This window comes from Bifidobacterium bombi DSM 19703, assembly GCF_000737845.1.
In the GTDB taxonomy this organism is placed as follows: Bacteria; Actinomycetota; Actinomycetes; order Actinomycetales; family Bifidobacteriaceae; genus Bifidobacterium; species Bifidobacterium bombi.
Genome location: NZ_ATLK01000001.1, coordinates 780,429 through 806,029, shown reverse-complemented (window position 1 = coordinate 806,029; position 25,601 = coordinate 780,429). Strand labels below are relative to the sequence as shown.

Genomic DNA, 25,601 nt, shown 5'->3' with positions numbered 1-25,601 from the left:
GTTCAAGAGTACTGATGAATGGTTTGGAGCGAAAGCTTGGTGGGTACTATGGGTCGATCCGTACGTCATGGTGACGTCAATGAGATTTCCGCAGAAAATGACGGCGAGGCGGAAGTGCATACGGGAGGCGAGCAGCTGAGTCTGCAGCTTGATTCCAAAGTCGGTCCGGCATCCGCTGCTTCTTCCACAGCAGAGCCTCAGCCAGGCTCCGTGCGATGGGTCGCTGACTTGAAACCCACTGACGCGGACGCTATGAAACTCGAAGCCTTGGACGTGCATGCGCTGTCGTCGGATGCCGCTTCGCGACTCTGGGCCAGACTGGCTTCATGGGTGGAGAGCGACCAGGTCGCCTATTACATCCATGATGCGCCTGTCTCGTCGGATGCCGCCTATGATGCCAGGATACGCTGCCTCCAGGCACTTGAATCCGCTTTTCCGGAGCTTGACAATCCGAATTCACCTACGCATCGGGTGGGTGGAACGTTTTCTAACGATTTCACCTCGGTGCGTCATCCTTCTCAGATGATGAGCTTGGACGACGTGTTTTCCATCGAGGAGTTGCGTGCCTGGTACGACGGAGTGCGTTCGGCGCTCCAATGGCCGGATGATGTACCGTTGCCGATGACGTGCGAGGTGAAGATCGATGGGTTGGCGCTCAACCTCATCTATCGTGACGGCGTGCTGCAGCAGGGGCTGACGCGCGGTGACGGGGTGATTGGCGAGGACATCACCATGAACGTGCGTACGATACCTTCCATTCCTCAGAACCTCGCAGGTGCAGACAGGGATATCCCACGGTTCGTAGAGATCCGGGGTGAGGTGTTCATGCGCTGGGAGGATTTCAACGACCTCAACAAGGCGCACGAGCAGGCCGGTAAGCCTTCATTCGCGAATCCACGCAACGCGGCAGCGGGCTCTTTGCGTCAGAAGGACCCTCGCATCACCGCCACGCGTCACCTAAGTTTCTACGCACATGGCCTTGGACGATTGCAGTGGGGGCCGGCCGCCGAAGGGCATGACAAGGTCGATGATCAGTCTCAGGCATATGCGCTGTATCGGGAATGGGGAGTACCTGTTTCGCCACATAACCGTGAGGTTACAAACTTCTCCGAGATCCTGGACATGATTGACTACTACGAGGAGCATCGCGGCGACATCGAGCATGCACTCGACGGCATCGTGGTCAAGGTCGACGACCTGACGCTCCAACATAGGCTCGGTGCCACTTCCAGAGCCCCGCGTTGGGCGATAGCTTACAAATACCCTCCGCAGGAGGTCAACACCACGTTGCGGGACATCGTGGTGCAGGTGGGTCGCACCGGGCGCGTCACGCCGGTCGCAGTACTCGACCCGGTCTACGTGGCCGGCTCCACCGTCGCGGCGGCGACGTTGCACAATCCTTCGGAAGTCAAGCATAAGAACGTGCTGATAGGTGACACCGTCGTGCTTCGCAAGGCAGGGGACGTGATTCCCGAAATCGTCGGGCCGGTCTTGGAACGTCGACGAGGCCGTGAAGATGAACTGCGCGAGTTCGTTATGCCGCAACGCTGTCCATCCTGCGGTGCTCAATTGGCACCGGCCAAGGAAGGAGACAAGGACATCCGTTGCCCCAATGTCGAGTCCTGCCCGGCGCAGTTCACCCAGCGCGTCATCAATCTCGCTTCACGCAAGGCGTTTGATATCGAGCATTTGGGTGAGCAAAGCGCCATCGCGTTGACCAATCCGGAGGAGGACAGACCAGCTTCCGTGGCTACGTATGCACCGGGTCTTCAGGAGATTGTGGTCGGGCTCGGCGAGGAGCCCAAGCCATATGAGCCGGCTGAGGGTTTGCAGTTGCCGACGCCGCAGCGGCCGGTGCTCACCAGCGAGGCCGACCTGTTCTCATTGACGATAGACGATCTGCGCGAGGTCATGGTTTGGCGTGAGATTCCGGTCATTGAAAAAGGCCAGCGCATTGATGAGCGCGGACGTACATACATGGTTCGGCGCAATCTTGGGGGTTCCGGTTTGTGGCATCAGGTCCCGGCTTTCTGGTCATCCACGTTGGAGGGCAGGAAAGACAAGAAGACCGGTGCGTATACGGTGCCGCAGGATGCCGTCGTAACCGGGTACAGGAAGGTGAATCTGCGTGGCGGGGGAAGCGCGCAATGCCCGCTGTTCGTGCGTCCTCAGGAGAACGCAAGGAAAATGCTCGCGGAAATCAACAAGGCAAGGCAGGCGGATCTGTGGCGAGTGCTGGTGGGGTTGTCCATACGTCGGCTGGGTCCTCCTACGGCCCGTCTCATAGCGACACGGCTTGGATCGCTGGATGCCATCGCCGCTGCGAGCGTCGAGGATCTTACCGCCATCGACGGCATTGGTGAGGAGATAGCGCAGACCGTAGTCAATTGGTTTGAGGCTTCTCGAAGGCCGGGGGACTGGCGTGGTGCGATACTACGTGCATGGAAGGCGGCCGGGATAGGTATGCAACAGACCGAAACGAGCAGTCTGCCGCAGACGCTTGCGGGCAAGACCGTCGTGGTCACCGGTACGTTGGATGGTTTTAGCCGTGACGGTGCAAAGGAGGCCATAGTCGACCGCGGTGGCAAGGCCACGGGATCCGTGAGTCGCAAGACCGACTATGTGGTAGTAGGAGCCAATCCGGGTTCAAAGGCGGCAAAAGCCGAGGAACTCGGATTGCCGAGATTGGACGAGGAGCAATTCCGAAGGCTGTTGCAGACAGGTGAGGTGCAGTAGCGTCCTGTTTTGCCGTTTTCAGGACGGTCGACGGACCCGTCTTCTCGCAATCGCGCCTGAGTGCCTAGCGTGCGCGTATTGTCTATTTGTGATCGATTGGCACGACGGACCAACACTTGTCAGGAAGCCTACCGGGATCCATGGTCCGGGGGAACGTGACGCAGTATGGGCTCTGGCGGGTCTCACTCGCATGCGTTATGGTGATGCATGGAAGGGAGACAGGATGCCAGGGCAGGAGAACATGACGGACGTGACGGTCATCAGGGGGAATGTCTATGAGCGGCTCAGCCACGTCATAGACCCTGAGATCGGCAGGTCGGTGACGGATTTAGGCATGATTGTCGCCATCGACGTGGCCCCGTCGCATTCCACAGAAGGTGTTCGCGCTCCTGGACGCTTCGACGTGACCGTGCATGTGGAACTCACCGTTCCCGGCTGTCCCCTGACACAGACCATTCAGGACAGGATCGACGAAGCCGTGGCTTCCTACCCGGGGCTTGAGTTGGTTCCCCACATCGAGGTCGGTGCGATGGATGCGGACAAGCTCACCGGTTTGGTTTCCAGTCTGAAGGCGGAACGTCGCGAGAACCCGTTTAACAAACCGGGTATCAAAACGCGCATATTCGCCATAGCTTCCGGCAAGGGTGGCGTGGGCAAATCGTCCGTAAGTGCGAACCTGGCTGCTACGTTCTCGGCGCTCGGCTACGACACTGCGGCCATCGACGCGGATATCTATGGCTTCTCGCTGCCGGGGCTGTTCGGCGTGCACTCGCAGCCCACCAACCTCAACGGCATGCTGATGCCTGTGACAGCTTGGGGTGTGAAGCTCATCTCCATCGGCATGTTCGCCGGGGCCGACCGGGCAATTCTATGGCGGGGACCGCGTTTGCAGCGTTCTCTTGAGCAGTTTCTTTCCGATGTGTGGTGGGGGCAGCCGGATGTGCTGCTCCTCGACCTTGCGCCTGGAACGGGTGACATGGCCATTTCCGTGGCCCAGGCACTTCCCAATGCTGAACTCGTCGTGGTCACCACCCCCCAGCCCAGTGCCTCCGACGTGGCCGTGCGCAGTGGTTTGGTCGCACTGCAGGTACCGTTGAAGGTGCGCGGTGTGGTGGAGAACATGAGCTATTTCGACCATGCAGGCGAGCGTTTGCGTATCTTCGGTGAGGGAGGCGGAACCAGGGTAAGCGATCGGCTCACGGATGCCTTGGGCTATGACGTGCCGTTGCTGGCTTCCTTGCCGTTGGAACCCGATATTCGGGAAGTGGGTGAGTCGGGCAGACCGGCTGTGCTTGATTCTGATGGGAGTCTCGCGGATACGCCTCTGGCCAGCTCCTTCACCGCTTTGGCTCGGCGGCTGATCGGTTGATTCGGCGGCGTATGCCGATATATTGCTGCCATGCGGTCATCTCAACAATTTGACAACGCCAATCGCTATACTGGCGGAGGTTCAGGTTGTTCCAGGCGATGCCTGTCGGCGTCGTCCGGGTGCGCTCATGAGGGAATCGACATGTCGGATGATGACGATGAAGTGGTGCGCGCGGATTCGAACGACGGCGTCGTGACGGGTCCCGAGGTTCTTACCGACGAACAGATGGACAGCGTGTCTGCGCTCTCCAAAGACAACGTCTATGTCAGGCAGTCGAAGTGGAAGACGTTCCGTGAACTTCCCGCGGGCCAGAAGTGGCCGTTCTTTGCCCAACACTTTCTCCTGGCTGCATTGGCCGTGGCGTTGGCTGTGTTTGTGGTGGTCTCGTTGGCGGTGACCTATGCCGCCAAGGCCCCCGATCCCTATTTCTCGGTGGAGGGGCTTGGAATGCAGAACCATTCCGCCACTTTCAACGGGATAAGGGATGGTTTCGTCGAACATGAGGGGCTCACTGATCGGCGCCTGATTAAGTTCGAGGGCGACCTGAGCGTCAATGGCAACGGTTACGATGACGATTCGGCCAAGGTGCTCGTCATGGTTTCGGCCGGCGACATCAACGCGTTTGTTTCCACTCGCAGGCAGTTCCCGCTGCTTCATAGGCGTGGATATGTCTCCAAGCTCCAGGATGGACTCACCAAGGAGCAGATGCGTTCCTTGGGTGTCAAAGGCGCTTTGGTCGATTCATCCGGCAAGCGTACGGACGATCCCGCGAAGGCCTTTGGTCTGGATTTGTCGAAGTCGCAAGTGTGGGTTGGGGAGTCAAAGCTACCGCGTGATTGCGTATTCGGCCTCGCGAATCTGAAAAGCGGATCCAAATACGCGCGTGATTTCGTGGATTATCTGGATTTTGTGTAAACGGCGAGGGAGTTTTTCCTGCAGGTGACATCGCAGATTCGAATATCGGCTTGTGACAGTGGATATCCCATCGTTGTGGTGACGGACGAAGATGGTTCCGATATGGATTGGCTGGCTTCGGTCTGTGGTAGAGTCGGTGCGGCACAAGGAGGCGGTCATGCAGCGTTTCGCGGTTGGATATGAGTTCATTTGTCGGATCATCATGATGGTCGCCGTCGTGCATGTCGCCTTCATCGTTCATACGGCGCTTGGCCTTGTGGTCGCCGGCTTCTTCCCCTCCGTTGCTGCCACCTGTTCGGTATACCGTACTTGGATTCTTGATGTGGCTGACCGTTCATGGACGGTGAAGCGCAGTTGGGTCACTTTCCACCGCGCATGGAAGACTGAGTTCGCATCGGCCAACGTCTTCGGATGGCCGCAGTTCCTCATATGGGCATTGCTGATTTGGGATTACTGGCTTACCATGAGAAACGACATGGGTACCATGGGTGTCATCGTTTCAGGCGTTCTGGTGGTCGTCAATCTTGTGTATGGGTTGTTTGTTTTTTTGAGCTGGCCGGTGCGGTCGAATTTCGATCAAGGACCTATGTGGGTGGTGCGTACATCGCTTTCCATGGTCGTAGCGAGACCGTTGTGCAGTTTCATGGTGATCGTGCTGTTGGTCATCGTTCTCTGGGCGTACCGGCAATGGCCTGGGTTGATGGCCGCATTCGGACTTGCCGTCCCCATGTTCGCTGATATGATGGCTGTGTATTCCTGGGGGAGGCTACCCGGCATGGATGTGCATGTACTGGAGCCTCGCGAGACGAAGGACAGCAAGCACAAGAACCAGAACGACGCTCCTGTCTCCTCCGACGCCGGCGTTCGGCGGTGACCCACATCCTGATTCCCCGCAGGGCCATCGAGCATGATTGGTTCGCTGGTATCCTATGCGCCGTCGCATAGGATACCAGCACAAAGCGAAATACCCGTGCGAATCGTTTGCGGGAAAGGGAAGTCCTGCCCCTTTAGGTCAATGGGCACCCCTAGGGGTGCCCATTGTGACCCGTTCTCACCGTCCTCTTGTCTGAGTGAAGCGTAGGGCCGGGCCGACGTTGCTGAAGACAGGAAGGACAGCGGTTTCTCAGTGAGGGGATTATCTCCGTGCCATGATGCGGAGCGCAATTTTGCGCAGTTCGGATGCAATGAGCACGAAGAGCGACAGCCCAAGGCACTCGACCCATCCCTCCAGACTCAACGGTGTGGTTCCGAACGCCACGTTGAGGCCGGGTACGTAGATCACCACGACTTGCAGCAGCACCGAAACCGCGATTGCTGCCCAAAGCCACGCGTTGGCGAACAGGCCCTTGAACACGCTCTGTAAATGGGAGCGTGAAGCCAATGCATTGAACATCTGAGCAAAGACGAGGATTGTGAAGCCCATGGTCCTTGCCTGGCTCATTTGGTAGGCGTGGGTGCCCCCAAGCGACCTGTCGGTGAACAGTCCTCCGGGAAGATGCAAGTCCATCCCGATGAGCGTAACGGCTGCCATGATGACGCCGATGTAGATGATGTCACCCCACATGGCCTTGTCGATGACGCTGTCCGTGGTCTTCCTCGGTGGACGGTCCATGAGGTCTTCGGTAGATGGATCCACGCCCATGGCCAAGGCAGGTGCGGCATCAGTCAGCAGATTGATCCAGAGCAGCTGCGTAGCTAGAAGCGGAACCGTGACGCCTGTGGACTCAGGCTGAGTGATGCCGAGAAATCCTGAAAGCACCACACCGCCGAACACGGTGAACACCTCACCCATATTGGAGCTCAGTAGGTAGCGCAGGAACTTCTTGATGTTCTCGAAGATGCCTCGCCCTTCGTTCACTGCGGATACGATCGTCGAGAAATTGTCGTCGGCAAGGATCATCTTCGCGGATTCCTTGGTGACTTCCGTGCCCGTGATTCCCATAGCCACCCCGATATCCGCGGATTTTACCGCCGGGGCATCGTTGACTCCGTCTCCGGTCATGGCCACGATGTTGCCTTGGCGTTGCAGTGAGTCTACAATCTTGAGCTTGTGCTCGGGAGAGACGCGGGCGAACACGCTGGTATGGGCGGTCGCCTTGTCAAGTGCCTGCCTGTCATCGCCCAAGGCGTCGAGTTCGTCTCCGGTCATGGTCCAAGTCTCGAGCTTGTCCTGTGAAGCCGAGGCGTAGGGCGATCCTTCGCCTTCAGAGGCGGCGGATGCCGCTGCCTCGCCAACGTTCGGGTCGATGATGCCAAGGTCAGAGGCGATGCGCGACGCCGTCAACGGATGGTCACCGGTGATCATGACGGTGCGGATACCGGCTTTATGCGCTTGCGCGATGCTGGGCTTGACTTCGGTCCTCGGCGGGTCGATGATGCCTACCATGCCGATCCAGATCAGGTGGCTCTCGAAGATTCCGCTCTGCTCGCTGATTTCGATGGGTTCTCCCTCAGCGTCTGTCCTGACACCCGGAAGCTTGGCAAGTTCTGATACCTCCAAAGGACGTCTGGCGGTGCCGAGGGTGCGATAGGCCTGCGTGGAGAGTTCCTTCACCTGCCCGATGACGGCATCCCGGTCGTCCTGGGTGAGTGGTCTTACGGTATTGCCCACCTGAATGCAGTCGCAGAAGCCCAGCAGCACGTCCGGGGCTCCCTTGGCAAAGACGGTGAGCAGGTCATCGTTCTGAGTGTCCCGGGCGATGACGGACATGCGCTTGCGTTCGGATGTGAACGGTATCTCCGCCACGCGCCTGAACCTAGAATATTCCGTATCCGCGCCGGTCTTTCGGGCTGCGACGATTACAGACACTTCGGTCGGATCGCCGATGGCCTCCCATTCGCCGGTCTTCTCGTCATGGTGCAGACCGCCGTCATTGGCCATCAATCCGGCACCGAGCGCGGCCTCGACTTCCTGGTCGATGTGCTCAGGCAACGATGTCGGGCCATGACCATCGTGCGCGGCGCCCAGGTCCGCAGCCTCGCTGGTCAGGCTGATGGAGCCTTCCGGCGCGTATCCGTTGCCGCTGATGCTGACTTCGCCGCTCGCCGTGATGACACGTTCGACGGTCATCTCGTTACGGGTCAGTGTACCGGTTTTGTCGGAGCAGATCACGGAAGCCGACCCCAAGGTCTCGACGCTGGAGAGCTTCTTGACGATGGCGTGGTGTTCCGCCATGCGCTGCACGCCCAAGGCCAGCACCACGGTGAGAATCGCGGTCAGGCCTTCAGGGACTGCAGCGACGGCCAGCGACACCGCAAGCAACAGCGAACTGATGATGTCGTCCACGGAATGGAAGCCTTCCATCAAAGCAAGCGCCGCGATGACCATGAGTGCGATGACGCACACCGCGATGCCCAATACCTTCGAGACCTTCGCCATCTCTTTTTGCAGTGGTGTGGTGTCGTCGTCGGTGCGTGACAGCATATCGGCGATTTTGCCAACCTGTGTGTCCATGCCGGTGCTGGTGACCAAGGCCCTTCCAGTGCCTTGCGTCACGGCCGTCCCGTTGAACACCATATTCGTGCGGTCGCCCAATGCCTTGGCATTTTCCAGTGTGCCCGGGTTTTTGGCGACGGGCACTGATTCGCCGGTGAGGCTCGCCTCGGCGATGCGCAAGGAGGCGGAGGAAAACAGACGCGCGTCGGCCGAGACGGCATCGCCTTCGGAAAGCACAAGAATGTCTCCGGGAACCAGCTGAGACGTCGGTATATGGCGCACCTGCCCATCGCGGAGCACCGCCGTCTGTGGAGCACTCATCTTGGAGAGCGCGGCCACGGCCTGTTCGGCCTTGGCTTCCTGTAGATAGCCGAGCACCGCGTTGACGATGAGAATCAGTACAATCACAATCGCATCGAAAGGCAGTTTCTCACTGCCTTCGCTTCCCGGCTGCACGCTGGCACGTTCGACGAACCAGGCCACGACGGAGATGGCGGTGGCCACAAGCAGCAGGTAGACCAGTGGATCGCGGAACTGTTCAAGGAATTTCTTCCATTTGGGAACCTCGGGAGCGGTTTCCAGTTCGTTTGGGCCGAAGCGCTCCAAACGTCGCGAGGCTTCGGCGTCGCTCAATCCGGTTTTCAGGTCTACGTTCAGATCGCTTGCCAATTCGTCGGTGTTGACGAGCGAGGGGTCTGGCCCTCCGGACCGTATGGCTGTGACGGTTGTGTCGTGTTCTTTGTCATTCATAGTTGTCGGTTGCTGTTCGAGTCGATGATTTGTTGAATCACTCATGATTATCCCATCGAAGCGCCGCGGAGTAGTCAGTCCCTTCGCGCGGACGCTTACTGACGTCCGAACCATTGGAACTGCGCGGTTGTGGTCCGATATCATATCGGTATAACAGAAACTTATTATATGGCCTGGTCTGGATGGTTGCGCCGTTTGATTCACCGCAAAGGGCTGCGCGGATGTCGTGTGGCGCCGTGTGTCGGATGCCTGCGCCGCCGAGGGGATCACAGCAATTCGAGAAGCCGGTCGACGTGTTCGTCCGTGGTCGCCCAACTGGTGCAGATACGCATGATGGTGTGTGCGTCATCATATTTCGTTACGAAATCGAACTTGACGTCCTTGCCCAGCCTGTCGACGGTGGGCCCGTCCATCACCACGAAGGTCTGGTTCGTGGTGTTCTCGAACACCAGACGATAGCCTTTGTCCTTGAGCGCGGCACGGATGCGAGAGGCCTGCATGTCTGCGTTGGCTGCGATGTGCGTGTACAGGCCGTCCGTAAACAATGTGTCGAATTGCAGTCCGAGCAGCCATCCTTTGGCCAGAAGGGCGCCGTGTTGTTTGATCTGGGTGGTGAGGTGGCTCGGTGTGTTGCCTTTGGTGAAGACGATCGCCTCTCCGAAAAGGGCTCCGACTTTGGTGCCGCCGATGGAGAACACGTCGGTGATGCGTGCTATGTCCTGTAGCGTCAGGTCGTTGCCTTCGGCCGCCAAGGCGTATCCTAGGCGGGCCCCGTCCAGGAACAAGGGGATGTCGTACTTGTGTGCAGCAGCGGCTATGGCTTCGAGTTCGGCTTTGGTGTAGAGCGTGCCGTATTCGGTGGATTGTGAAATGTACACGCATCCGGGGAAGACCATATGGGTGTGATTGCCGTCGGCATAGAAATCGGCACAGAACGCATCGAGTTCTTTCGCATCCATTTTGCCCTCATGGCTTGGAATGGTGAGCACTTTGTGCCCTGAGAATTCGATGGCTCCGGCCTCATGCACGTTGACGTGGCCGCTGGTGGAGGCGACCACGCCGGCCCAGGGCGGCGTAATCGTGTCGATGACGGTCTGATTGGTCTGTGTGCCGCCGACCAGGAACCTCACATCCGCGTCAGGGGCGTCGCAGACTTGGCGAATCTTCGCTTTCGCCTCATCACAATAGTGGTCCGATCCGTATCCGGGCAACTGTTCCATATTGGTCTGCGTGATGCGCCTGAGGATGTCGGGGTGGGCGGCTTCACAGTAATCATTGACGAAATTCAGCATGGTGTGCTCCTTTTTCCACTGCAGGGCGATGACGATATCAGTCTAATGCCTGATCCGCGTTGAGCGGCGGGTTATGCATGGTGGGTCGTTTATGTATGGTGGACAGGAATGACATGGTCATTGGAGGCGGGTGGGCTGGTGAAGCGTCGTCTGTGGAATGGTTCGTCGATGCTTTGAAGTCAGCCGTCTTGAAGTATGGACGGTTAGGGTGCGCCGACTGGTGTCATGATAATCTTGTAAGACAACGGTATGGAACATGATGTGTACCGGTTTATTTCAGGAGGCGACCCCTATATCATGTGGATTCACTAGCGATGGAATGCGGCGGCTTCGTCCGTCGGGCGTGCGCGTCGAGGCGCACTGCAGCATCGCTCGTTTATGGTCCGCCGTAGCGGAGGTTCATTGCATCGCATGACTCTTCAGGCTTCCTTAACCGTTTCCATCGATTCATCAGGCATCGTCCTCTTCAGCAGGCGAGATTCTTATAGTCCGCAGTGCGCCGATTATGCGATTGGAGTTTGTCATGGCACAGAAAAAGCACATGGAAACCATCAACCTCTCGTCGGTTTCCTATACCTATCAGGGTGCTGCGAAACCGGTGTTCAGCGACATTTCGCTGGATTTTCGGCGAGGTTGGACGGCGGTACTCGGCGACAACGGCATCGGCAAAACCACGCTGGCGAAGCTCGTTGTAGGACTCATTCCCCCCACGGCCGGCGAGGTGATGCCAAACCCCAACCGGCTCGTCTGCTCTTACTGCGAACAGCGTACCGATGTGCCGCCAAGCAATCTTGACGATTTCCGCGCGGATTGGACACCTGAGACGAACCAAGTGCGTGAAACACTGGGAATCGACGACGGCTGGGCATACCGGTACGCAGCTCTTTCCGGTGGTGAGGCCAAACGTCTGCAGATAGCCTGTTCGTTGGCCTTGCGGCCGGACGTGTTGGTACTCGATGAACCGACGAACTACGTCGACGCTCCCACGCGTGCGGCAATCGCATCCGCGCTGCTCGGTTTTCACGGGATCGGCATCGTCGTCTCGCATGACGCGGAACTGATGGATGTGTTGGTGCAGCGGTGCGTCTTCCTTGAACGATGGCATGTGGGCGGGCACAACCTCGTCGAGGCGACCATGATTCCGGGCTCCTACAGTCAAGCCAAGGGAGAGCTGAAACGTCGGCAGGTGCACGCCCATGACGAACTCGTCGCCAATGGGCGCAGTCTGAGGCGTCTGCAGCAGGTCAAACAGCAGCGTCAGCAGGAGACGGCGCACGTCAACGCGTTGAAACAGAAGGCCGGACGGCGTATCAATCCCAAGGACAGCGATGCGTTGCAGCGCAACAAGGACATTCGGTCGGTGGGTGGTGACACAGGGGCGTCACGCTCCAGTGCCAGGATCGATGCACGGCTTGGGAAGGCACACATCGCGCTTGAGAACTTGCAGGTGGCGTCCAAACGCTACGATGGTGCGTTCCGGTATTGCGCAAGTCCCAGCCACCGGCGTGAACTGTTGCACCTGGGTCCGGGGTTCGTCAGCTTCGATGGTGGTTTTGAGGCTCAAAAGGCAGGCAATGATGCGTCGGTTCAGCCAGAGGCATTCAACCGACAGGGACCATCTGACGTCGCTCGTACCGGACGGTTCGTCCAATCGTCGCACGGAAGGACTCGTGGTATCCGGTTGGAAAAGGCGCAGGCGTCGCCTTCTGTTGGGGAGCAGGGATTCACCATTCCCGAGCTCACTGTGGGCCCGCGCGATCACATCGGCATCTGCGGTCCCAACGGTGCCGGTAAATCGACATTGCTCAGGGTGCTGTTGCGTGACGGCATCTGTCAAGGGTTCTCATCCTATCTTGCAATACGACAGATCGTCGATGATGCTGCCCTCCTTGAAGCGGCGCAGAGGTTTGCTGGTCTTGATGCCGATCTGCGCTCGCAGGTGGTGAACAACTATGCTCAGCTCAATGCCGACCCGGATCGGCTTGTGGATGCGCTGTCCTCCAGCACCCTTGCGGAGCTTTCGCCGGGGGAGACGCAGAAGTTGTTGTTGTGTCTGGGACTTCTGGACTCACCGCAATTGCTGGTGCTGGACGAGCCGACGAATCATCTCGATCTGCACGCTCGCGAGGCGTTGGCTTCGATGCTTGCCGGCTTCCCCGGTGCCGTTCTTGTGGTCTCGCACGACGAGTGGTTCCTGCGTGAGGTCGCTCCGGAGCTGTGGTGGTCGCTGGGAACGGACGGACGACTGACGTTTCGACATCCTTGAACAGGTCGTGTGAGCTTTGCTGGGTACGATTTCTCGCGATGCGCGATCACCGGCCTTGTATCAAGGGTTTCGCCTGACGGCTGTTCGCAGGGTAGTGCCCGCTGTGCAGCGTTCGCATCAGGGGAGTAGGGTTAAGGGCGTGAAAGGTTGGAAGGATGATCGCATCGGTTCAGCCGCAGCGGGAACGAATCCCATGGTCATGATGGAGATGGATTCCGGGTATGCGGTTTTCGGTGATACTCAGTTTCTGCCGGGCTATTCAGTGTTGCTGCCCAAGCACAGGATCAGGCAGCTCAATGATTTGTCCGTATACGATCGGGTGAACTTTTTAAGAGATATGACATTGCTCGGCGATGCAGTGGCGAAGGCCTGTGCTCCAGTGCTCAGACTGAACTATGACATCCTGGGGAATTCGGATGCGTTTCTGCATGCCCACATCTTCCCTAGGTATGCTTGGGAACCAGCTGAACGTTCGTCCAAACCTGTTTGGTTGTATCCGCAAGAGGTTTGGACGAACGAGCGTTACGATGCGGGACGTGAATGCTATCGGTCGGTCAGGGAAGGGATCGAACGCAATCTGAAGTGTCTGGTCACGGGAAGTGCGGTGGTATGATGCGGATCGGTCGGTATGTGCAAGCCGAGGATTACATCACGTAACATAAGGATACGGCGCGTATGCTTCATGCATATCCGTGAATTGGGGATGGATATGCATGAGGAGGATGTCGTGGCTAAGCATGGGTCCCGACAATCTTGCCCTTACGATCCGAATTCCAAGTGGGAGGCCGTGTCGAATGCTCGTGAACAAACGAGTTAAATTCCTCCTCGCTTTGGCCACGTCCCAGGTTTGGCGGGTGGGCTTCGCTTGGTCAGGCTGGAAGAGCAAACCTTGTTGAGGTCCGCTAAAAAGTCGGGTACCTTACAGCTGCATCAGTCGTTGATTTTCTTGCCGGTCATGCTGCTTTCGTCGTTCATGGTGGCGAAGTTGTAGCCGATCAGCACCCCGCCGCCGACGAGATTGCCCAGCATCGCAACGATGACGACGAGTATGGCCCGCCATGCATTGACGGACCCGTAGGTCCCCAGAATTAGGAAAATGGCGGAATCCGCGACGGAGTGCTCGAATCCGCAGAAGGTGAAGACGAGCACGGCCACCACCATGATGGTGCATTTGGTGAAATCGTTGGAAAGCTTCCCATTGAAGACCATGAGCATGGCGATGTTGATGCAGAAGTTGCAGAAGATGGCGCGTGCAAAGAGGTCAAGCACACCCATGGGCGAGTTCAGATATCCCGTCTTCGTGTTGGCCGCGGTCAGCATCAGGTCAAAAGCCGGTCCGGAGAGAATCGTCGAACACCGCAGGATGAGTGCCACGACAAGAGCTCCCAGAAGATTGCCAAAAAGGCACAGTCCCAACATCTTCAAGGTCTGCAGCAGGTTGATTCTGCGGTGGTACGTTCCGATCGAGACGACCATCATGTTGCTGGTCAACAGCTCGGAGTTGGTATAGTAGATGAGCACCAGCGCCCAACCGAAAACGATGCCCGCTACGATTTTCCCGGCGAATCGCAGCCCCGGGTCTTCACCGATGCTTGCCGCACCTTGCACCACAAAGAAGACCGCGATGAACAGGCTGACGAAGATGCCGGCCATGGCCGCACGCTGGATGTATCGGCCGGTGAGCTTGCCCGTCATGGTGGCCTTGTTGTCAAGTACCTCCAGCACGGTGCTGATGAAGGCATGGCCGGGGAACAGCGGCCGGGTGCTTTCATCGAATGAGCTGTTGCTTCCCTCGTCTCGTCCGTACGTCAGCGGTTGCCGGTCTGACCGTGGGATGCTTGTGGCGGTGCTGTTCGTGCTGCCGTTCAAGGTCTGCGAATCCTCTTGAAGCATCGGTCCTTGAGAGGAGACCATGAAGTTCGAGTTTTGTGTAGGCGTCACTGTGTCGGTCGGGTTCGTGGTCCGTGGCTCGGTCTGCATTTCCTCTTCCTCTTTGGCTACGCATGCGCTTGTCATACCGACTTTTCGTTTCGGTTGGTAGCGGTTGCAACGGATGGTATCGGTATCCATTATCGTCCAAGTACCAGCCGCATCGTCGGTTTAAGACGAGACTGTAAGGAATTTAATATTTCAAGGAATGCAATATTTCATGGACGTACGGATCCTTCGTCCGTCTGTCCGGAGAGCCGGATGCCCTACATCGGATGTCGCGGATGTAAGAAGATATATCCATAACTAGCCAGGCAAGTCCCGTTAGCCAGGCAAGTCCCGTAAGGCATGTCCTCAGGCATATCCAGCCGTGCGACGTCCCCTGTATGTGTGCCGGACATGACGATCGACCCGTGCCGGTACAGTGCCTAAGACGTCTCTTCCAGGAAGACGCATACGAAACACGTGTGGCCCATCGCCTCGGCGATGGGCCACTTACATGGAACGAGCCGTGTCAGATGTTGAAGTAAAGCTGATACTCAAGCGGCGTCGGGGCCAATCGTTGCTGGTCGATCTCCTCGCGCTTGAGACCGATCCAGTCCTCGATGAGGTCCATCGTGAATACATCACCGGCGGTGAGGAAGTCATTGTCTGCCTCAAGAGCGTCCAGGGCCTCGTCCAAAGATGCAGGGACATGCTTCATGTCCGCAAGCTCCTCCGGCGGCAGCTCGTAGATGTCCTTGTCGACCGGCTCCGGTGGCTCCGTATGGTTCATCACGCCGTCAAGGCCGGCCATGAGCTGGGCGGAGAAGGCGAGGTACGGGTTAGAGGAGGGGTCGGGCACGCGGAATTCGATGCGCTTGGCGGCGGGCGACGTCCCAGCGAACGGGATGCGGATGGCTGCCGAGCGGTTACGCGCCGAATAGACCAGGTTGGTCGGGGCCTCGTAGCCAGGCACCAGACGCTTGTATGAATTGAGCGAAGGATTCGTGAACGCCAGCACTGAGGAGGCATGATGGATCAGTCCTCCGATATACCAGCGGGCGATGTCCGAAAGGCCGCCATATCCGTTCTCATCATAGAACAACGGCTTGCCGTCCTTCCATAGGGATTGGTGGCAGTGCATTCCTGTACCGTTGTCGCCCGCGATCGGCTTGGGCATGAATGTTACGGCTTTGCCGGCATGAGCCGCGGTCTCATGCACGATGTACTTGTATTTCATGAGGTCGTCGCCCGCGTGAAGCAGCGTGTTGAAGCGGTAGTTGATTTCCTGCTGTCCAGCGCCGCCCACTTCATGGTGGCTGCGTTCGAGTGTCATTCCGGCCTTCTGGAGATTGGCCACCATGTCGTCGCGCAGATCCTGGTTGTGGTCCTGCGGTGCAGGTGGGAAGTAGCCGCCCTTGATGGAGTTCTTGAAACCTATGTTCGGCGATCCATCCAGTTCCGTTTCGCTGCCGGTGTTCCATGGGGCCTCATCGGAGTCCACTTCATAGAACGAACGGGACATGGAGTTCTCGTAGCGTACGGAATCGAAGAGGAAGAATTCAGGTTCCGGGGCAAAGCAAGCGGTGTCGGCGACCCCGGTGGTCCTGATGTACGCCTCGGCTTTTTGGGCGACCTGGCGCGGGTCGCGGCCATAGGGCTCCATCGTCACCGGAGTGACCACTGAGTGAGCCACGACGATGGTCTTGTGCTTGCGGAACGGATCGACATAGGCCGTGGATACGTCCGGCACCAGCTTCATGTCGGAGTCGTCGATGGATTGGAAGCCTCGGATCGAAGAGCCGTCAAACGGCTCGCCATCGGTGAAAGCGTTGTCCATGTATTCGTCGACGGGGACGGTGAAGTGCTGTTGTACGCCGATCAGATCGGTGAATCGTACCGAGACGTATTCAGCTCCTTCGGCTTTGGCGAAGGATTCGAAATCTTCCTTAGTTTCAAGTGCAGCCACGTGACCGCTCCTTTCATGAGGTGAACCACCAATGAGTATAAGTCTAGAGATATGCATTTCAGGGACATGCGTTTTTGGTTACGAACGTGTTTCGCCCGTGTGCGTTCCGAGGTCGTGTGGTTTCGGACGATTCTCATCGGCCGTATAACGATTGTTCCGCCTGGTTCGCTTCGGTGCGGGGGTGGGGAATGGCGAATCGACGATCGAAGACCTTGCGAGGGCGTGCTTTGTATGGAATCTCGCCACCTACGAAGATGTGGGCCGTCCTGAACGTCCAACGTGATTCCTTGGTTCGTTCACGGCGGCCCACACGAGACCCCGGCCCTTGTCTTTGGCAGGTGCGGCGAAGTGTTCAGCGCCCCCTCATGGCACGGCGGCTGATGCGCTGCGGTTTCGTGGGGTCAATGCCCTTGGGGATGCCGAATCCCTGCTTCGTCTGGAGCGTGCGGAGACGTTCGTTGAGAATATCGAGCTCCTCCTTGGTGAGCAGGAACCTGCGGCGGGGATGTATCTTCTTCATGATGAAGTTGCTGTGGTCGGTTGGCTCGTAGCTCTTGCACTTGAGTACGACGCTTCGCAGGTCCTTCAGACGCACCTGACCGGTGCCGTTGCCGACGAAAATGCGATATACGGGAATGGCGGATCCGGCGGTCACTCCTTTGATGGAGTGTTCCTGACGATCCACTTCGCGCTTGATGGCCGTGCTTTCGCCTTCCGCCAGCAAATAGATGCCGTTGTATCCTGTGCCACGCCAGATGGCGGCTTTGGTCTTTCGATCGATCCACACCGGCTGCTGCGGGAAGTTGAATCCTGCTTTGTTGATGTTACCCAGCACGCTGACCGCTGCACCCGGCTTGCCTTCCATCTTCGCGTACCCGACTTTGTCGGCGCGTCGCGTCAGCAGCATCGTGAAGAAGAGTATGCCCAGCATCACTGCCAAGATAACGAGCATGATCCAAGTCAGCCAGCCCCAGTGCAGAAGCACTCCCGCCACGACGACGACGAGCACGGGGGCCAGCAGGACCGCGGTGAGAAGCCAAGGCAGGGCCTTGTCTTCCGCATGGGTGTACTTGTATATCTGAATGATCTGTTTGATGATCTTCGGCTTTTTTTCCTTCTTTTCTTTGGGCTTTTTCTCGTTCGCCATCTGTCCCTCGCTTGGTTTATCTCGAAAATGAACGCAATAACGTATATCCTACCAGCAGCGCAGACCTCACAGCGTGTGTAGCGGTCTGCCGTCGGCCTTCAGAAGCGCCTCCCCGAAGGCTTCGCTGAAGGTGGGATGTGGGTGGATGAGCCGGGCCGCATCGCTGAGGGGGACGCGATTGCCTATTAGCTCCTGTGCTTCCGCAATTATGTCTGAGGCCTCCGGGGCGACCATATGAACCTCCAAGATTACCCGGACATGAGGCCTATCGGCGTATTCCCCAGTCACCACGCACATCGATCCCGCAGCGGCACTCATATGCATCCTGGCGTTGCCCATCATGGGGTAGATCGTTTCCTGCGTGGATGCCACGTCGTCACGGTTCCGGACCTGCTCCGACGTAAGACCGACGCTGGCGGCCTCCGGCGAAGAGAACACCACGTTCGCAATCGCGTCGTCATTGACCGGCTTGGGATTTCTGCCCGCTATGGATTCGGCTATGACCAAGCTTTGGGCGAACGCCCTGTAAGCCAGGGAAGGGGCGGACGTGATGTCGCCTACCGCCCACACGCCGGTGATGTTCGTCCTTCCGTATTCGTCGGTCATGATGCATCCGTCGTCATACATCCGGATGCCGAGGTCGCGCATCCACGCGAAGTCGGTGACGGGGATGTGTCCGATTGTCACCAACGACGCATCTGCCTGTATGGCATGTGTCGCGCCTTCGGACGTAAGCATACAACGCCTCGACTCCCAGGTGTACCTGCTGCCGAATCGCGCATTCCCGTCACCGTGCTATTGGACACCACGGTTATGCCCGCCCTTCCTCAGTGCCCGCGTCAGAGTCATTGACGTGCGCCCGTGCCAGGCGGAAAGGACACGTTGCCTACGGATGAGCATGATTGCGCCCACGCCGGCTTGGTTCCACATAGATGCGAACTCGACGCTACGGCGCCTGCACCGATCGCCATCGCTCGTTTGGGGAAGGGTTTCAGATTCAGTGCACCGGTGAAATCCATGATCTGGCTGCCATATGGTGTACCGGCCAATGGGCGTGGTCTGGATCCTGTGGCGAGTACCATGTGTCGTGCCGTGAGTTGCAGGGAGGAGCCGTCGCAACACGAGTCGGATCCGTCGATTTCGACGATGTTCCCGGGTTTCAGCCGTGCGGTTCCATGAATGCCCTTGACCGATCATGACCTGAGCAACGAGGCCAATCCGTCGGTCATCGTTCGTACCGCGTCGCGCTGATACGATGCCAGCGTGGCAAAATCAATCCGACTGATGTTCGCTTCTATTCTCATCCGTTTGCAATCGTTCGCGCTGACGACGGCGCGGGAAGCGGTTATCAGCGCCTTCGAGGGGGATGCATCCCCGGTTGAGGCACACGCCGCCCAACGTGCCGCCCTTTTTCACTACGGCGACGCTCAATCCGAGCTGTGCCGCGCGGAGGACCGTGGCACAGCCCCCAGGTCCGCTCCCTATGACTACGACATCATAGTCGGAGTTGCCGTTGGTTTGGGTGGTGGAGGAAAGCGGTGTCAACGAATCCTTCCTTCATATGTCGACGTGTTCCGAAGCTCTCCGGCCTCGTCCTTGTGTGGACCGACGTATGGTGCTCGGAAAGCCTTCCAGGGGTCCGGTCACGACTTACTTCGGCCAATCCCCGCGCTTTTTGGAACGAGGTTTGGGCACGCGCCAGCGGCGTAACTGAATTGCGCGGTTGCATGCATAGCTGCATGATCTCATCCCTTTGGCTACGGCCTTCTCGCCGTATTTTTCGATGAGTTTCTTCTTCAGGCCCTGCCACATGACGAACAGGTCGATGATGCCGACGATGATGTAGACATACAAGGCGATCATGATGATGTACGACGCGGCTATGCTGAACGCCATCACCACCATCTCGGCGATGAGAGCCGCGAACATGACGGGTATGAAGAACTCCTCGATGTTGAATCGGGCATCGACGTAATCACGGATGTAGATGCGCCAGGGAAGGCGTTCCGAACGCGGCATGTTGGCTATGTCGCCGGTACGCATGGCTTCGTATTGCGCGTCTTCCTTTTCCCGCATGCGTTTCTTGGCTGCTTTGGCTTCAGCTTTTCGGTTTTTGGGCACAAGAGGATGGATGTTCTTGGCTTGCGCCTCGCGGCGCTTCGGAGTGGGTCTGCCTTTGCTTTCTGAAGCCGCCGTCTCGGTGTCGTTGGCCGTTTGTTCGCTTTGCGCTTCGTCGTTCTTCCTGCCGAAGGGGTTCCATGTCATAGTTTGAGATTACGTGGATCCCTCGACTCTGGCGGGATGCGTCATACAATGGATGCTGTTGTGTTCCACGGCGTGAGAGTCGCCGGAATCTGAATGAGGGTGCAAAAATATGGTCGCATTGAATCAAGATGAGCTGCGCAGTCGTGTGGAAGACGATTTCGATCGCGTAGTAGAGTTGCTCAGTGACAAGGTGGCGTTGAAATCCGTGTCGGCACAGGGGATAACAGGTGCTCATATGCGCCGTTCCGCTGATTTCGTAGCCGATGAGCTGCGGAAGGTGGGCGTGCAGGCGAAGGTTGTGCAGTCAAGCAACCCTGACGGAACCCCCGGGGCTTTCGAAGTCATCGGTTCGAAAACGGTCGATGACCATGCCCCCACGGTATTGCTGTATGCACATCATGACGTGCAGCCCGTTCCGGACGCCTCCGCATGGGACACTGATCCGTTTGTCGCAACGGAGGTGGATGGCAGGCTCTACGGGCGTGGATCGGCAGACGATGGCGGTGGAATAGCGATACATTCCGGGGCGCTGCATGCGTTGGGCGGTGATCTGAAAGTCAACGTCAAGGTCTTCATCGAAGGGGAGGAGGAGATGGGTTCGCCCAGCTTCATCCCGTTCATCGAGGCCCATCGGGAGGAGTTCGCCTCGGATGTCATCATCGTGGCCGATTCCGGCAATTGGTCGGCACAGATACCCAGCCTGACGACCAGTCTGCGTGGGAACACCGACGTGGACGTGAACGTCAAGGTTCTGGACCACCCCGTGCATTCAGGGCAGTTCGGCGGTCCGATTCTTGATGCGAACACCGTGGCCGCCATGCTCATCGCTTCGATGTACGCAGATGACGGCAGTCTGAGAATCCCCGGTCTGCTTGGAGGCGATCCGGTCGGCGGTCTGCAACGTGACCTCGACGAGGCAGGAGTGCGCGGCGACGCGGGAACCGTCGGTTCGTACCGTCTGGCCGGCAATGGCTCGCTGGCCTCACGTCTGTGGACCAAGCCGAGTATCAGCGTCATCGGCTTCGATGCCCATCCCGTAGAGGGGTCGTTCAACGTCATATCTCCCGAGACGACGTTCCGGCTTTCCATCCGCACGGCACCCCAACAGCGTCCAGAAGAGGCGCAGCGGGCCGTGACGGATTTCCTCACGGCACATGCGCCGTTCGGTGCCGAGGTCAAGGTCAGTGCCATAGACGCCGGCATGGGCTGGAGCATGGATCCGGATGCGCCTGCGACTAAGGGCGCGTTGGCTGCTATGCAGGAGGCGTTCGGAGTCGCCCCCGTCAACAAAGGCGAAGGCGGATCCATTCCGTTCATACCGGAATTGCAGCGCATCTTCCCGCAAGCCCAAGTGCTTGTCACCGGGCCGGAGGACCCCAAGGCCAATGCGCACAGTCCCAATGAGTCAATCAGTCTTTCCGCATTGAAGAACAACATCATCACTGAAGCGCTTATTCTCGAAAAACTGGCTCATTGATTCCGCCTCTTCGCCGGGCGCTTCGGCCGGCTTCATGAATCTAAGGGAAGGTGGACGTTATATGGAAGGCGCGGGCTCCGGAAAGTCGCCGCTGCCTGCGCCTTTCGTTGCGGGGTCTGCTTTGTTCTGCGAGTGGGTTCCACGGCGGTCCGAACGCGTCAATGTCATAAGTCATAGGTTTGTTTTACGATTTCGAATTGACACGGGAGCTGTGCACCGAGGAATCGTGGTACGGCTGAGATGAGGGTGACCTCGACCGATTGAACGTGAGTCCAGGTAATGCTGGCGCACGGACGTCTCTTTTCCCGTGCCCGGTGCGCTGAAACACAGCAGCACAGAAAGGCACAGATTATGTCAACTATTACAAAAGACAGCGTGAAACCCAATCTTCATTGGCGAGTGGTGGATATCGCGGTGGCCTCTGCCATAGGCGTGGTCAGCTCCTTGATTTACTGGGCGGCTGGATTGCTATACAACCCCATTGGTGCGCCGTTGGCCGCGCTTGTCCCGGGTCTTGACGGTGTAATGAACGGCCTTTGGCTCTTTGCAGGCCCTTTGGCGCTCATCATCGTGCGCAAGCCGGGAGCAGGGGTATACGCCGAAGTCGTTGCCGGCGTGCTTGAAGCCTTGCTAGGGAACTCGTGGGGTGGGCTTGAGACCGTTGCTATGGCCGTCCTGCAGGGTTTGGGTGCTGAGATCGTCTTCGCATGCACGATGTACAAGGTCTGCAATCTCCTGACGACCATGCTTTCCGGCACGCTTGCCGGTGTGGTTTGCTGGGCCTGGTCGTTCTTCAAACATCTGCAGGGCATCAACCTGTTGGGGGCGTACGGCTTGTGGTATCTTGTTTCCACGTTGGTTTCCGGCGCATTGATCGCCGGTGTGCTGATGTGGTATCTGTACGTGGCATTGGCGAAAACAGGTGCGCTTGACAAGTTCGCTTCAGGTCGTGCGGTACGTGGGATGTCGGTCTGAACGCGGAACCCGCCACGGAAGAATACGGATGACGTCTGAGGGGTGAGTGATGGTTCACATGCGTACCGAGAAGCGTGGTGGCGCTTCGATCCGTTTCGCGAATTGGGGTTACCGTCATGCTTCCCGCGCGCATTTCGCCATCAGGGGGCTTGATCTGGATATTCCCGCAGGGCAAAAGGTGTTGCTTCTAGGAGCGTCCGGAATCGGAAAGTCCACGATTCTTGAAGCCGCCGCCGGGTTGCTTGGTACGCAGGATGAGGGAACCGGGGCGGGTGGCCTCCGGCATGGTGAATCCGTCAGCTCGGATCAGGGTACCGCCCCTGAGGGTACCGAAGGTTTACTTTCCCCACCGCAGGAGGCGGTTGACAGCGAGGGAGGCACCTCGGCAGGGACCGTCGAGGTGGATGGCGTCCCTGCCGCCGCTGCCCGGGGGAAAGTGGGGTTAGTGCTGCAGGATCCCGAGGCGCAGGCCATTTTTGAACGGGTCGGTGACAACGTCGCTTTCGGTCCGGAAAATATGGCGGTCCCGATGGATCGGATCTGGTCCCACGTAAGGAAGGCCATGGCCGACACGGGGTTGGAAGGTATGCAATTGCATCGTTCCACGACGCACCTGAGCGGAGGACAGATGCAGCGCCTGGCATTAGCGGGTGCGCTTGCGATGCAGCCAGGGGTTCTGCTTCTCGACGAGCCTACCGCCAATCTCGATCCCGATGGTGTCGGCCAGGTCGTCGCATCGGTAAGGGCCTCACTGGAGGCCACCGGAGCGACGATGGTGCTGGTTGAGCATCGCACCGACCCGTGGATCGACATGATCGATCGTGTCGTGGTGCTCGGACGCTGTGACACCGACGTCGTGGACGGCGAAGGTGAGCTCGCCTGCGCGCATACGCTCGACGCTGAGGAAGGGACACGCACCTGCGTCGTGGCGGATGGCACGCCTGATGAGGTGTTCGGTGACCACGGTTTGGATTTCGCCTCGCTGGGCATATGGGTACCGAAATGCTACCGGCGTGCAGAGGATGAGATCCGCCGAATTCAGGCTGACGATTCCCGCAGAGGGGAAGAGACGTCCGGAACCGGAAGGATTGCTCTTTCGGCGGTTGACCTTGCGGTGGGGCGTAGGGGCGAGGCCATCGCCGAACATATGAACATCGACTTTGCTTCAGGGCAGGTCACCGCTATTGTGGGCGGCAATGGCGCAGGTAAATCCACTCTTGCCTTGACGCTTGCCGGTTTGCTTGAACCGGTGTCGGGCAAGGTTGAGGCGGCTCCCGCATTGGCATCGGGTGCGACCGGGAACATGCCGTTCGGATGGAGCTCCAGGCAGCTGGCCGCACGCATCTCGTACGTTTTCCAAAACCCGGAACATCAATTCGCGCGGGGCAGCGTGCTTGAAGAGGTCATGCTAGGCCCGTTGCGCACCGGAGTGGGGGAGGTGCAGGCGCAGGCGACGGCCCGGCGGCTGCTTTCCCGATTCAAGCTGTCACAGTATGAAGAAGTCAATCCCTATACGCTTTCGGGCGGAGAGAAGCGCCGTCTGACGGTGGCCTCGGCTTTGGCAGCGGCACCTGACGTCGTCATCCTCGATGAGCCCACGTTCGGTCAGGACCGTGTGACTTGGATGCAGATGGCACGGCTTATCGATTCCATACGATCCGATGGGGTCTGTGTCATCGTAATCACGCATGACCTGGATCTGGTGACGGCGCTTGGCGCGCGCGTCGTGGAACTTGCGGCTCGGGGTTCGCACGGTGCCGGTGCAAGCATCGTCCAAGGCGCGCGTGGACGAGACATCGCTGACGGCATCGTTGACGTGTCAACTGCCGGTGAACGTGCGGGAACGGCCAGTCTCCTCAATCCCGTCGATATGTCTGATGCCAATGGAGGGATGGTGGACGCCAGATGGTGTCAGGTTGACCAACGCGTAGAGGTCAGTCGCATCGATTCACGTTCAGAGGCTGTGAAGCCTTCGAGTCGTTCGCCTTTCCTTGCTTCCCTCAACCCGGCGTACCGGATGATCGGCGGTTTTCTGGCGGCGTTGCCGCTGATCGTCACATTGGACTGGGTTTCCGCCACTGTTGCGCTCGTTTTGGAATTTCTGCTTTTGGCTTGCATAGGTCTGAAACCTTGGCGTGTGGTGGCATCCACATGGCCGGTGTTCATCGGGGCGCCCGGCTCGGCCCTTGCTGTGCTGTTGTATGGCAAATCAGGAGGGGCGCTATGGTGGCATTGGGGCATGATCAATGTCACCGATCGTTCGATTGCATTGGCAATCGCCACGGGGCTACGCGTGCTTGCCATAGGCATCCCCGCCATCATCGCCGTGCTTGGCATCGATGCCACGGATCTGGCCGATTCGTTCAGTCAGGTGTTGCATCTGCCCGATCGCTTCGTTTACGGTGGGCTGGCCGGCATGCGCATGTTTTCGGTATTGCGAGATGACTGGTCCGCGCTCACCGCTTCGCGTCGTTCCAGAGGACTTGGTGACGATAACAAAGTCAAGGCCTTTTTTCCGCAGGCGTTTGCATTGTTCGTGCTTTCCATCCGGCGCTCCACCACGTTGGCGGTGGCCATGGAGGCGCGGGGTTTCGGCGCTCCCTTGCCACGAACCCACGCGCGTGTCAGTGCCGTGCACACACGTGACAAGGTCTTCGTCGGTGTATGCCTGCTTATACCTGTGATAGCTCTCATCGCTTCGGGCATGGCGGGCACGTTCGTTTTCTTTGGCGGGTAGCCGGTTCATCTGTCTCTATACCAGCCAGGTGGTTCGGAATAATCCGGGGTCTCGATGGAAACACGGTCTGGAAGCAGGGCTGGACCGTGTAGATGAGGGTACATGGGCGGCGTCGCTTTCTCTCCGTCGGCTCTGCCTTTCGCTGGTCGTCTCCCTGTTGCAAAGGCATCTGCGTCCATGCCGCGAGTGTTCCTCGATCGTTGTTGGAAAACATGGACATTCACGATGTGGTGCAATCCATAGGGAGAGTATCATCCGTTTTGGTAACGTACAGCCGCGAGTCAGGCATCACCACATTGAATCGGCGTCAGGCACGTTCGGCTTCGATGGTGTGTCGGTACTGCCGACCGGTCCGA

General features: G+C 58.4%; 18 protein-coding genes. 10 read left to right on the top strand and 8 right to left on the bottom strand.

Going from position 1 to position 25,601, the window contains the following annotated elements; genetic code table 11:
- Window positions 1-18 precede the first annotated feature (18 nt).
- The 4 genes from ligA (at window position 19) to BBOMB_RS03060 (ending at window position 5,894) form a co-directional block, all read left to right on the top strand.
- On the top strand, window positions 19-2,736 hold the full coding sequence (gene ligA, locus BBOMB_RS03075; RefSeq protein WP_330934687.1) for an NAD-dependent DNA ligase LigA: 2,718 nt from the start codon (window positions 19-21) through the stop codon (window positions 2,734-2,736).
- Window positions 2,737-2,977: 241 nt separating this feature from the next.
- Entirely contained in the window at window positions 2,978-4,105 is a 1,128-nt protein-coding gene (locus BBOMB_RS03070) for an Mrp/NBP35 family ATP-binding protein (RefSeq protein ID WP_044087409.1), read from the top strand.
- A 141-nt stretch (window positions 4,106-4,246) separates the two neighbouring features.
- Window positions 4,247-5,020, top strand: a complete 774-nt coding sequence (locus BBOMB_RS03065) for a hypothetical protein (RefSeq protein ID WP_052377390.1) — start codon at window positions 4,247-4,249, stop codon at window positions 5,018-5,020.
- Between the two features lie 157 nt (window positions 5,021-5,177).
- The gene (locus BBOMB_RS03060; RefSeq protein ID WP_044087202.1) at window positions 5,178-5,894 is read left to right on the top strand and encodes a YesL family protein; all 717 of its coding nucleotides are present in this window, start codon (window positions 5,178-5,180) and stop codon (window positions 5,892-5,894) included.
- Between the two features lie 261 nt (window positions 5,895-6,155).
- Here the strand turns inward: BBOMB_RS03060 and BBOMB_RS03055 are convergent, their stop codons facing one another.
- Window positions 6,156-9,206, bottom strand: a complete 3,051-nt coding sequence (locus BBOMB_RS03055; RefSeq protein WP_044087413.1) for a cation-translocating P-type ATPase — start codon at window positions 9,204-9,206, stop codon at window positions 6,156-6,158.
- 266 nt (window positions 9,207-9,472) lie between these two features.
- Window positions 9,473-10,498, bottom strand: coding sequence for a threonine aldolase family protein (locus tag BBOMB_RS03050; RefSeq protein ID WP_044087203.1), 1,026 nt, complete (start codon window positions 10,496-10,498; stop codon window positions 9,473-9,475).
- A gap of 523 nt (window positions 10,499-11,021) precedes the next feature.
- Here BBOMB_RS03050 and BBOMB_RS03045 point away from each other — a divergent pair.
- Entirely contained in the window at window positions 11,022-12,764 is a 1,743-nt protein-coding gene (locus tag BBOMB_RS03045) for an ATP-binding cassette domain-containing protein (protein ID WP_052377386.1), read from the top strand.
- Window positions 12,765-12,903: 139 nt separating this feature from the next.
- Window positions 12,904-13,377, top strand: a complete 474-nt coding sequence (locus BBOMB_RS03040; protein WP_044087204.1) for an HIT family protein — start codon at window positions 12,904-12,906, stop codon at window positions 13,375-13,377.
- A gap of 317 nt (window positions 13,378-13,694) precedes the next feature.
- Here the strand turns inward: BBOMB_RS03040 and BBOMB_RS03035 are convergent, their stop codons facing one another.
- The 4 genes from BBOMB_RS03035 to BBOMB_RS08405 form a co-directional block, all read right to left on the bottom strand.
- Entirely contained in the window at window positions 13,695-14,780 is a 1,086-nt protein-coding gene (locus BBOMB_RS03035) for a formate/nitrite transporter family protein (RefSeq protein WP_238549865.1), read from the bottom strand.
- Between the two features lie 427 nt (window positions 14,781-15,207).
- Window positions 15,208-16,644 carry a type I glutamate--ammonia ligase gene (gene glnA, locus BBOMB_RS03030; RefSeq protein WP_044087205.1) on the bottom strand — a complete coding sequence of 479 codons (1,437 nt, stop codon included), beginning with the start codon at window positions 16,642-16,644 and terminating at the stop codon, window positions 15,208-15,210.
- Between the two features lie 352 nt (window positions 16,645-16,996).
- Complete coding sequence (locus BBOMB_RS03025; protein ID WP_044087206.1) at window positions 16,997-17,791, bottom strand: DUF4191 family protein; 795 nt, start codon at window positions 17,789-17,791, stop codon at window positions 16,997-16,999.
- Window positions 17,792-17,857: 66 nt separating this feature from the next.
- Window positions 17,858-18,529, bottom strand: coding sequence for an FAD-dependent oxidoreductase (locus BBOMB_RS08405; RefSeq protein ID WP_052377384.1), 672 nt, complete (start codon window positions 18,527-18,529; stop codon window positions 17,858-17,860).
- A gap of 123 nt (window positions 18,530-18,652) precedes the next feature.
- Here BBOMB_RS08405 and BBOMB_RS08400 point away from each other — a divergent pair, with 123 nt between their 5' ends.
- On the top strand, window positions 18,653-18,970 hold the full coding sequence (locus BBOMB_RS08400; RefSeq protein WP_052377382.1) for a hypothetical protein: 318 nt from the start codon (window positions 18,653-18,655) through the stop codon (window positions 18,968-18,970).
- A 93-nt stretch (window positions 18,971-19,063) separates the two neighbouring features.
- Here BBOMB_RS08400 and BBOMB_RS08395 read toward each other — a convergent pair whose 3' ends face one another.
- Both BBOMB_RS08395 and BBOMB_RS03015 read right to left on the bottom strand, forming a co-directional pair.
- Window positions 19,064-19,336, bottom strand: a complete 273-nt coding sequence (locus tag BBOMB_RS08395) for an FAD-dependent oxidoreductase (RefSeq protein ID WP_052377380.1) — start codon at window positions 19,334-19,336, stop codon at window positions 19,064-19,066.
- A 105-nt stretch (window positions 19,337-19,441) separates the two neighbouring features.
- Window positions 19,442-20,056, bottom strand: coding sequence for a DUF3043 domain-containing protein (locus BBOMB_RS03015; RefSeq protein WP_044087207.1), 615 nt, complete (start codon window positions 20,054-20,056; stop codon window positions 19,442-19,444).
- A gap of 109 nt (window positions 20,057-20,165) precedes the next feature.
- Between BBOMB_RS03015 and BBOMB_RS03010 the strand changes: the two genes are divergently transcribed.
- The 3 genes from BBOMB_RS03010 to BBOMB_RS03000 all read left to right on the top strand — a co-directional run bounded on the left by BBOMB_RS03010 (window position 20,166) and on the right by BBOMB_RS03000 (window position 25,245).
- On the top strand, window positions 20,166-21,533 hold the full coding sequence (locus tag BBOMB_RS03010; protein WP_044087208.1) for a dipeptidase: 1,368 nt from the start codon (window positions 20,166-20,168) through the stop codon (window positions 21,531-21,533).
- A 351-nt stretch (window positions 21,534-21,884) separates the two neighbouring features.
- The gene (locus tag BBOMB_RS03005) at window positions 21,885-22,508 is read left to right on the top strand and encodes an ECF transporter S component (protein WP_044087209.1); all 624 of its coding nucleotides are present in this window, start codon (window positions 21,885-21,887) and stop codon (window positions 22,506-22,508) included.
- 49 nt (window positions 22,509-22,557) lie between these two features.
- Entirely contained in the window at window positions 22,558-25,245 is a 2,688-nt protein-coding gene (locus BBOMB_RS03000) for an ATP-binding cassette domain-containing protein (protein ID WP_044087210.1), read from the top strand.
- Window positions 25,246-25,601: the final 356 nt, after the last annotated feature.